Raw genomic sequence first — 9,431 nt, 5'->3', positions numbered from 1 at the left:
AGGAATAATTTCAATTTCTATATCAATACTTTCCGCACATTCATCAGAATTAGGAGTAAAGGTATAAATTGAATTAGAGCTATTTAATTCGGGTGCCCATTCGCCTTCAATACCATTATCAGAGGTTGTTGGTAATTCTTGAAGTTCACAGTAGGTTGTTTCTAAATCGAAAATTGGTGATTCTTCTGGGTTTACAATTATTTCAAGCGTTGTTTCTTGAGCGCACAATTCATCTTCATCTGGGGTAAAAGTATAGGTAGTTGTAGTGGTGTTATTTAAGGCTGGCGACCATGATCCTGAGATGTTGTTGTTGGATGTTGTAGGTAGTTCTTCTAAATCATCTCCAACACAAATGCTTTCTATTGGATCAAATACCGGTAATTCTTCATCTATAACGGTTATTGTTACATCTTGGCTAAATGAATCACCACATACATCTGCAATTGTAACTGTATAAGTAGTTGTAGTATCTGGCGACAATTCAGTTTCACTGCTATTAGGGTTTGAAACTCCTTCTGTTGGAGACCAAGAATAGGTACTTCCGCTAGGTGTGCTTGCGTCTATAGAAACGCTTTCGTTTTCGCAAATTGTTTGGTTTTCTAATTGAAGATTGTCTATAAAGGAAATGCTATTAAAACAAACTTGATGAAGGTTGCTAAGCCCACCCGTAGATCCAACGAATCCAAAAAAGACAGTATCATCTCCAGAAAAAATTTCTTCTTTTACGTCATAATCTAGGCTGAGTCGAAGTTCGCAATCAAAAAACACATCTAAAGTTTGAGTTGATGCTTCCCATACAATTTTCACTTCGTAAGCATTTCCGTTAGCAATATTTACATTATCTGGGTCAGCTTGCACTGGTCCAGCTAAATTAAAATTTGAATTAAAATGACTCGGGTTGCCATTTTTTTGAATTCCAATATGGTCAAAGGCTGGGTCACCATTATCAGCAGAATTTGTATAAGTATCAAACTCAACAGTTAATGAAGGTGAAATGTTCTGATAACCTAGGCCTCCACCTGAATTACCGAGTTCTGGGATAGAATTATCTTTAAAAACCAAGGCCATACCATCTGCACCAGTAGGATTACTTCCAAAGTTATTTTGATAGTAGATGGTAAAATCCTCATCAAAATCAATGGGGTTGTCATACCAAACACCTCCTGCTTGATATAAGGAATCTGGAGTGATTATGAAACAGTTGTTTCCAATATCTTCAGCATTACCAGTTAAGGAAGCATTCAGTTGTGCAAAAGAAATATAGGTCAGTAAAAAAAAGCTAAAGCTTAGGGTTTTACGTATAAGTGTATTTGACATTTTTTTATCGATTATGATTCTTTAATTAACTTGTTTTTTTACGTTCAGTTTAATTAAATGTAAAGGAAACTATTAGTGGCTAATATTACTAATAGGTTATAAATTTAAGAAAATTTACTGAAACTTCAGTAAAAGAGTAAAGTTTGGTTTAACTAGTCTTTTACTTAAAACTAAAATTATAAGTTGATTTTATAGTTAAGAAGCAATTTAAGCTGCAAAATAAGTTAAAGAAAAGGAAAACTTATTCTTTTAGTTTATTCAAAGGTAGGCTTATTATTCTTTTTTACAACATAATGCAGCTTAATGAGAGTTGATGTTTTTAACTACAAGCTTTTAGTTAATTGCTTTTTTAGTTCAATCCATTCGATTGTGTCATTATTTATAAGTATTTTAAATAAGCTGTCTCAATCGTTGTAGTTCAATGATTGAAATCTGAATGATTGTTTTTTATATTTATTTTTTTAGGAATTAGCTTAAATATTTTTAGGAATTCGAAAGAATTATTTACATTTATATTGAATTTTAAATAATAAATGATGAAAAAAATATTACTTTTTACAACATTAATTTTTAGTTTATCTTGCTTTTCACAAACTATTGGAATTGTTGGTCCAGCGGCTAATGGATGGCCAGATGATGATTCTCCAGAACCGGATATTGTACTCACTAATAACGGTGATGGAACACACTCTATTGACGGAATAACCTTAAACACAGGATCCGCAAAATTCAGGGAAGATTTGTCATGGGATGTAAGCTATGGAGGAGATGACTTTCCCTCAGGTTCTATAACAGCTGGAAATATTCCTGTACAAGCAGGTGTATATGACATTGTTTTAGATTTAAATAATGACACTTACACATTTACAAATGTGGGTGAATTTCAAGAAATTACTATTACCGGAAGCGCATTAGAATCCCCCATCACATTATCTACGGCAGATGGTGATTTATACGAGGCGCCTGTTAGTCAGTTTGGAACAGGTACAGTATTATTCACTTCTTCAAATGGTGATGTTTATGGTGTTAATGATGATACTCCAGTAAACACTTTAGTTCTTGATGGAGATCCTATTCCGGTAGAGCAAGGGTATTATTCGGTTGAATTATTTCTTGCTAATTTAGATTACTCCTTAACTGTTCCTGCTATTGGATTGGTTGGTCCAGCAATTAGTGATTGGCCAGATGGAGAAAACCCAACACCAGATGTTTTAATGAATACTACAGACAATGGTTTAACCTACATTATTGAAGAAGTTGAATTACTAGAAGGCGAATGTAAGTTTAGACAAAATCAGTCGTGGGATGTGAATTGGGGAAGTTCAGGAGAGCTTTCTGGCGATTTGGTGCTTAATGGTTCAGATAATTTCTTAATTACTGAAGCAGCACCTTATACTATCTTTTTTGATCGTTTAAATGGAACTTATTTTTTTGACTTCGTTGATTTTTCTTCCTCTGATTTTGAACGTGGAAATTTTTCTATTTACCCTAACCCAACCAAAAATGTTTGGCACTTAGAGAGTAGTGCATTAATTCATTCAGTTGAAGTTTTTTCGGTAACAGGAAGGCTTATTCAACGTAAACAAGTTTCAGAACTTCAAACGCAAATTGATGCCAACGAATTGAAAAGTGGAATTTACATGGTTAAAGTAGAACTTAATTCTGGCGCTCAAAAAACATTCAAATTAATAAAACAATAATAGTCTAATAGTGATTTTATAAAACTAGGCTGTCTTTAAAGGGCAGCCTTTTTCTTTCAACAACAATTTTTATTTTTCGTTTGTTTAAAACCTATAATTTGCTACATTTGTGGAACTAAAAATTTATCATAAAACCTGATTATGAACCTACACGAATATCAAGGAAAAGAAATACTTAGTAGCTACGGAGTTACCATACAACGCGGAAAAGTAGCCACTACCCCTGAAAAAGCTGTTGAAGCAGCTAAAAAATTAACCGAAGAAACCGGAACGGGGTGGCATGTAATTAAAGCTCAAGTTCACGCTGGTGGGCGTGGTAAAGGCGGCGGCGTGAAATTAGCCAAAAACCTAAAAGAAGTAGAAGAAATTGCAGGTCAAATTATTGGAATGAATTTGGTTACTCCTCAAACTTCTAAGGAAGGTAAGAAAGTACATCAAGTTTTAATTGCTGAAGATGTTTATTATCCAGGCGATAACGAACCTGAAGAATACTATATGTCTGTTCTTTTAAATAGAGCTACAGGAAAAAATATGATCATGTATTCTCCTGAAGGAGGCGTGGATATTGAAACTGTTGCAGAAGAAACTCCAGATTTAATCTTTACTGAAGAAATTGATCCCGCTACTGGAATTTTACCTTTTCAAGCTAGAAAAGTAGCTTTTAACTTAGGCTTAAGCGGAAAAGCTTTCAAGGAAATGACTAAATTTGTTACTGCTTTATACAATGCCTATGACGGTTCAGATTCAAGTCTTTTTGAAATCAATCCTGTATTAAAAACATCTGATGATCGAATTTTAGCTGTTGATGCTAAAGTTTCTTTAGATGATTCTGCTTTATTCCGTCATAAAGACTATGCCGAAATGAGAGATAAGCGTGAGGAAGACCCAACTGAAGTTAAGGCCAAAGAAGTTGGTTTAAGTTTTGTAAACCTTGACGGAAATGTTGGTTGTATGGTAAACGGAGCAGGTTTAGCCATGGCTACTATGGATTTAATTAAGTTTGCCGGTGGAGAACCAGCTAACTTCCTAGATGTTGGTGGTACCGCAGATGCAAAACGTGTTGAGGAAGCTTTTAGAATAATTCTAGCGGATGAGAAAGTAGAAGCAATTTTAATTAACATCTTTGGCGGTATTGTACGTTGTGATCGTGTTGCTCAAGGTGTTGTTGACGCTTATAAAAACTTAGGTGATCAAATTAAAGTTCCTATTATTGTAAGACTTCAAGGAACAAACGCCGTTGAAGCTAAAGAATTAATTGATAATAGTGGTTTAAATGTAGAGAGTGCTGTGCTTTTCCAAGAAGCTGCAGATAAAGTACAAAAAGTACTTGCTTAAAACTTTCAACCCTCTATTTATATAATATCACAGGTTGTTTGTATAAACCAAACAGCCTGTTTTTTTATAAAAAAAACACCTAGTTCTTACCACTGATCATGAAAATAGTAACAATTTTTAATGAAGAGCTGCAGCCTTATAAAAAAGGTGCATTGCAGTTTTTAGATGATTTTCATTTATCTGGTGAAACAATCTATTCTGGAACTCGAAATATTTTGAAACAAAAAGCCGTTAAGGATAAAAAGTTTGTTATCAAATATTTCAAAAAACCTCACTTCATTAATCAGTTAGCTTACAAATATTTTCGCGAATCTAAAGCTAAAAGATCTTACTTATATGCTCAAAAGTTGCTTAGTCTCGGCATAGGAACTCCAAAACCTGTAGCTTATAGGAATAAATTTACGTGGTTTGGAATAGAAAAAAGTTATTATGTTTCTGAATATCAATCTCACGATTTAACTTTTAGAGAACTTCCTGCTATGGAAAATGTAAACAAACGAAATCAAATTCTTTTTGAGTTTGTTAAGTTTACTCATCAAATGCATGAAAATGGCGTTCATTTTTTAGACCATTCTCCAGGTAACACACTTATTGAGGAGTGCGATGGAAAATTTTATTTTTATTTAGTAGATTTAAATCGGATGAAATTTGAATCCTTAACAAGACAACAGCGCATTCAGAATTTTGCACGGTTAACGCAAGATAAAAGAGTAATCCGTACCATGAGTGAAGCTTATGCTGAAATTAATCATGAGGCGGCAGATAAGGTTTATGATGAAATGCTATTTTCTGTTAATGAGTTTTTTTCTAAAAGCTTAAAAAAACAAGCCTTCAAAAAGAGAATAAGGTTTTGGAGGTAAGTTTAAATTATCTTAGTTAGTCAAAAGTTACATTTGATTTGTTTTTTCGAAATATTTTTTAAGCACTAATAGGGCTATGATATCTTCTTTCTCTTTATCCCAAAACTTTTCAACATAAGCTTTAGCATTAGTAATTATTTTTTGTGCCTCTTCTGGATGTTGTGTATAGTAATTTAAACGTTCTTCTAAATCTGAAAAGTCAGGTTTTATTTCAATGTAATGTACATTAGGAATCAATTTAGCTTCCATAAACCAAGTTTCGTAAGTAGGTTGAGGCATAACAGCAATTGAATTTGAAGACATGACCCATTTTAAATTACTAGCTACATCTATTCCTTCAAGCGCAAGTATATACTTGTATTTCAATAAGTTATAAATACTAGTTTTTTCTACTTTCCATTCATCGGGGTTAATTTTTTTAGTTTGTGTGTCTCCTAAATCGCAAAGCGGATGATTAAAATACATTTCAAAGAATTTACGCCTTTGCTCTTTATAGGTTACCTTCCCTCTAAAAATTAATTGGTCTTTTTTGTCCTCAAATTTTAATTGATCATTAACTCTAACAAAATGTCTCACTTTATTTAGTTTGAGAATGACAGAATTTTGATTGTCTTCAGCAATAGGTCTGCTTTTTAAAATTGAAGGTTCTTCAGGAATAAAAGTGACGTCGCCAAACTCGTGGCAAAATCTGAGCTTAGGGTCAAAAAATCTTAGGTATTTATAAGAATCAAAAAAATATACTTTTTGATTCATGTTTTTTAATTTGAATTGTTCAATACTTACCGAATTTTCTAAGTTTACCTTTTGATTGAGTTTATTATAATAATCAACTCGTTCTAGAATTTCAGAATAATCTTCTCTATGTTTAGCTTTTTTTAATAACGAATGGTAGTTATTTTGATAAACTAAGTTTGGAATTAAAAAGGAAGCATAATTTTTTAAATAATACTTCCACTTTGGATTTTTTCCGTTATCAAAAAGTTTCATTGATTTTTTTATTTAGTAAATGAAAATGAATGTTGAAGGTTCAACTATTACAAACATAACAACAAATTTTAATATTTTAGTATATTGCCAAAAATTAATGGATTATGCCTCATTTTAAAAACCGAAAGAAGGATTATATTATTAGCACAAATTTTAAGGTGATGTATAGTACACTTCGCAAACAACCTGAGCTAAAGAAATTAAAAGAGGAATTGATTTGGCTTTACCAACCTAGGGTAAATTACGTGCTTGGCAGGAATCCATACAAACGTTTAGAATCTTTTTATAGAGATAAGTTGAACAAAGATTTAGGTATAGATAAAAAGTTGGTGCGGAGTCAAAAGATTTTTTTAAAACCTTTAGGCTTAAGCCTTAAAAACGCTAAACAAGAAATTGTTGCTAGCTTAAGTCAACTTACTTTTGAAGAATTCATAATGCTTCTACCACAAGTATATCTTAACAATAGGCATCTTCATCCACAACTAAAAATATTTAAAAACAGAAAAAACATTCATAAACTAAAATTAGAATCAAAAACTGATTTAGATTTTATGAATGAAAAACTAGGAATTAATACGGAAATAAAAGCTAATACTACCCGTAAAAACAACTTTGAATTAGATTGGAATACGGCGATGTATAAAGTAGTAAATAAGCTATACGGTGAAGATTTTAACTTTTTTGGTTATGAAAAAATAACAGGAAACGTATAGGTTGAGTTACACGTTTCCTATTGCTGCTTACTGTAGTTGATTTAAAATTTACAACTTTAAATTACTTCACCTTTTCATATCGCTTAAATCTAATAAAAACAATTCTGAGGCAATACCGTCAGATAAAAATTTACCTTTTGGAGTGATGTGAAGGGTTTCATCCTCAATTATTAAAAACCCATTTTTTTGAAACTTCTTAATTTGATCCATCAAATAGGCTCGGTATTGAAGTCCGAAACGAGCTTCAATTTCGTTTAAATCCACCCCTAATTGAGTACGCAAACGCGTCATAATCAACTCGTTGTACTGGTTAATTTTAGAAAGTTTTTCTGTAGTTAGTGGTAAGTTTTTAGCCTGTATTGAATTTATATATTTAATGTTGTGTTTACTATTCCATTTTCGTTCATTACCAACAAAACTGTGAGCTGATGGGCCAATTCCTAAATAGTATTTTCCTGTCCAGTAAGCAGTATTGTTTTTTGAGTGGTAATTAGGTTTTCCAAAATTTGAAAATTCATAATGTTCGTAGCCTTCATGGGTTAGTTTTTCAACTAAATAGTCAAAATGTACTTTTGCTAATTCATCATCTACGGGAGGAATTACTTCTTTTTTAATAAAGTAATCTAGAGCGGTATTGGGTTCAACTGTGAGTGCATAACTAGAAATATGCGGTAGATTTAACTCAATAAATTGTTGAACATTTTGTGCCCATCTTTCAAGACTCATTTGAGGAATTCCATAAATTAAGTCGATAGAAATATTTGAAAAATACTTTTTTGCAAGTTGAAGGCTTTCAAAGGCTTCAGAAGAATTATGAGCTCTGTTCATTAATTTTAAATCTTCTTCAAAGAATGACTGCACACCAATACTTAGTCTGTTCACTTTAGTTTGACTAAGCATTTTCAGATAATCTTCAGTTAAATCGTCTGGATTTGCTTCTAAAGTGATTTCAGGTGATTTTACAAGTTCAAAATTTTTAAAAATCGCTTCAAAAATCGAATTTAATTCCTCTTCATTTAATAGGGAAGGAGTTCCTCCTCCAAAATATATGTTTTCGATAGGTTGATTCAACTCTTTTTTTCTTAATTCAATTTCTGAACAAATAGCTTTAACTAGTTGGGATTTATGTTTTAATGAGGTTGAAAAATGAAAATTACAATAATGACAGGCTTGTTTACAAAAAGGAATGTGAATATAAATACTCATGAGCAGATTTTAAGTGACATCAATAATAAAATGAACAAATACAAAAAACGTCTGTGTTAAATTTAAAATTTCCTTTTCAGTTTATGAACATTTAAAACCTGAAGGGGTCTTCTTCATTCGAGGTTATTCCTAGAGCTTCATATACATAATCAAAGGTAGAAAGAAGTTTAGGTTTTCCGTTTACTAAGGCTATATCGTGTTCAAAATGTGCGGAAGGTTGGCCATCTGCTGTAAGAATAGTCCATCCGTCGGGCAGTTGTTTAATTCTTCTCGTTCCCTGATTAATCATAGGTTCTATAGCTACAGTCATTCCTTCAACAAATTTTTTCCCTCTGCCGCGTTTTCCATAATTAGGCATTTCAGGGTCTTCGTGCATGGTGGTTCCTAATCCGTGACCCACTAATTCTCTTACCACTCCGTAATTGTTTTTTTCGGCATGTTTCTGAATTGCAAAAGCCACATCGCCCACACGATTTCCAAGTTTAAATTGCTCAATTCCTTTATACAAGCTTTCTTTGGTAATTTGAAGTAGTTTTTTGGTTTCTATGTCAATTTCGCCTACTTCAAAAGTATAAGCATGGTCGCCATAATATCCATTTTTAATAGCACCACAATCTATTGAAATAATATCTCCATTTTCCAGTGGTTTGTTATTAGGAATACCATGAACAACTTGCGCATTGGGGCTCATGCAAAGTGTATTTGGGAAATCGTATAAGCCTTTAAATCCAGGAATTGCTTGGTGGTCTTTAATAAACTCTTCTGCTTTTTTGTCTAACTGAAGTGTGGTTACACCAGGTTGAACTTCTTTGGCAAGCATTCCTAAAGTTTTGGAAACAATTAATGCACTTTCACGCATTAATTCAATTTGTTCTGATGTTTTTGGTATAATCATTTACCTATTTCTTTTTGAAAAGTTTTTGAAAAACGCTCTTTTTGTTTGTAGGTTTTTCGGGCTGTTGGCCGATAAGTTTTCGATGTACCTCACCCCAACCAATAAATCCACCAATATTTCTATCATCAATAAAAATATCGGCGTCTATTTTTCTACTAATATTTGGGTTATATTCTTCTTCAGGGAAACTATTGTTAACGGCATAAAATTCTACACCATTTTTTTTACAAAAATCAACCGCTTCGGTTAGGTATTTTCCAGAACGATAAGTCCATAGAATTAAAACATAGCCTTCCTCTTGAAGCTTTTTTAGGGTTTCAAAGGCAAACATCATTGGCTTACCAATTTTCGGGTATTTACTTTCTACAATAGTTCCGTCAAAATCTACTGCAATTGTAGGTTTACTAGAAGAAATCAT

The 9,431-nt window shown here is 32.5% G+C and carries 9 protein-coding genes; 4 read left to right on the top strand and 5 right to left on the bottom strand.

Going from position 1 to position 9,431, the window contains the following annotated elements:
• Window positions 1-1,317: L-type lectin-domain containing protein (locus G7034_RS06455; RefSeq protein WP_246166778.1), on the bottom strand; the 1,317-nt coding region annotated here is incomplete at its 3' end.
• Between the two features lie 536 nt (window positions 1,318-1,853).
• Here G7034_RS06455 and G7034_RS06450 point away from each other — a divergent pair.
• The 3 genes from G7034_RS06450 to G7034_RS06440 all read left to right on the top strand — a co-directional run bounded on the left by G7034_RS06450 (window position 1,854) and on the right by G7034_RS06440 (window position 5,212).
• Window positions 1,854-3,017, top strand: a complete 1,164-nt coding sequence (locus G7034_RS06450) for a T9SS type A sorting domain-containing protein (protein WP_166400150.1) — start codon at window positions 1,854-1,856, stop codon at window positions 3,015-3,017.
• A gap of 141 nt (window positions 3,018-3,158) precedes the next feature.
• Window positions 3,159-4,352 (top strand): ADP-forming succinate--CoA ligase subunit beta, encoded by a 1,194-nt coding sequence (sucC, locus tag G7034_RS06445; RefSeq protein WP_166400149.1) that lies wholly within the window; start codon window positions 3,159-3,161, stop codon window positions 4,350-4,352.
• Window positions 4,353-4,450: 98 nt separating this feature from the next.
• Window positions 4,451-5,212, top strand: a complete 762-nt coding sequence (locus G7034_RS06440; RefSeq protein WP_166400148.1) for a lipopolysaccharide kinase InaA family protein — start codon at window positions 4,451-4,453, stop codon at window positions 5,210-5,212.
• A 27-nt stretch (window positions 5,213-5,239) separates the two neighbouring features.
• Here G7034_RS06440 and G7034_RS06435 read toward each other — a convergent pair whose 3' ends face one another.
• Window positions 5,240-6,199 (bottom strand): glycosyl transferase family 90, encoded by a 960-nt coding sequence (locus tag G7034_RS06435; RefSeq protein ID WP_166400147.1) that lies wholly within the window; start codon window positions 6,197-6,199, stop codon window positions 5,240-5,242.
• A gap of 104 nt (window positions 6,200-6,303) precedes the next feature.
• Between G7034_RS06435 and G7034_RS06430 the strand changes: the two genes are divergently transcribed.
• Window positions 6,304-6,912, top strand: a complete 609-nt coding sequence (locus G7034_RS06430; RefSeq protein WP_166400146.1) for a sulfotransferase family 2 domain-containing protein — start codon at window positions 6,304-6,306, stop codon at window positions 6,910-6,912.
• Between the two features lie 66 nt (window positions 6,913-6,978).
• Here the strand turns inward: G7034_RS06430 and hemW are convergent, their stop codons facing one another.
• The 3 genes from hemW to G7034_RS06415 form a co-directional block, all read right to left on the bottom strand.
• Entirely contained in the window at window positions 6,979-8,118 is a 1,140-nt protein-coding gene (gene hemW, locus G7034_RS06425; protein ID WP_166400145.1) for a radical SAM family heme chaperone HemW, read from the bottom strand.
• A gap of 91 nt (window positions 8,119-8,209) precedes the next feature.
• A complete protein-coding gene (map, locus tag G7034_RS06420; RefSeq protein ID WP_166400144.1) occupies window positions 8,210-9,013 on the bottom strand; it encodes a type I methionyl aminopeptidase in 804 nt (267 codons plus the stop codon).
• 4 nt (window positions 9,014-9,017) lie between these two features.
• Window positions 9,018-9,431: a BT0820 family HAD-type phosphatase gene (locus tag G7034_RS06415; RefSeq protein ID WP_166400143.1), complete on the bottom strand. Its 414-nt coding sequence runs from the start codon at window positions 9,429-9,431 to the stop codon at window positions 9,018-9,020.

Origin of the sequence: Psychroflexus maritimus, from assembly GCF_011089875.1 — a bacterium.
GTDB classification, from domain to species: domain Bacteria; phylum Bacteroidota; class Bacteroidia; order Flavobacteriales; family Flavobacteriaceae; genus Psychroflexus; species Psychroflexus maritimus.
Note: the sequence above shows the minus strand (reverse complement) of the source record. Positions and strands in the feature narration are given on the sequence as shown.

What these genes read in the sequence shown, in the direction of transcription:
- G7034_RS06450 (WP_166400150.1), top strand. Translation starts at nt 1,854, where the DNA reads ATGAAAAAAATATTACTTTTTACAACATTAATTTTTAGTTTATCTTGC.
- sucC (WP_166400149.1), top strand. Translation starts at nt 3,159, where the DNA reads ATGAACCTACACGAATATCAAGGAAAAGAAATACTTAGTAGCTACGGA.
- G7034_RS06440 (WP_166400148.1), top strand. Translation starts at nt 4,451, where the DNA reads ATGAAAATAGTAACAATTTTTAATGAAGAGCTGCAGCCTTATAAAAAA.
- G7034_RS06435 (WP_166400147.1), bottom strand. Translation starts at nt 6,199, where the DNA reads ATGAAACTTTTTGATAACGGAAAAAATCCAAAGTGGAAGTATTATTTA.
- G7034_RS06430 (WP_166400146.1), top strand. Translation starts at nt 6,304, where the DNA reads ATGCCTCATTTTAAAAACCGAAAGAAGGATTATATTATTAGCACAAAT.
- hemW (WP_166400145.1), bottom strand. Translation starts at nt 8,118, where the DNA reads ATGAGTATTTATATTCACATTCCTTTTTGTAAACAAGCCTGTCATTAT.
- map (WP_166400144.1), bottom strand. Translation starts at nt 9,013, where the DNA reads ATGATTATACCAAAAACATCAGAACAAATTGAATTAATGCGTGAAAGT.
- G7034_RS06415 (WP_166400143.1), bottom strand. Translation starts at nt 9,431, where the DNA reads ATGATTTCTTCTAGTAAACCTACAATTGCAGTAGATTTTGACGGAACT.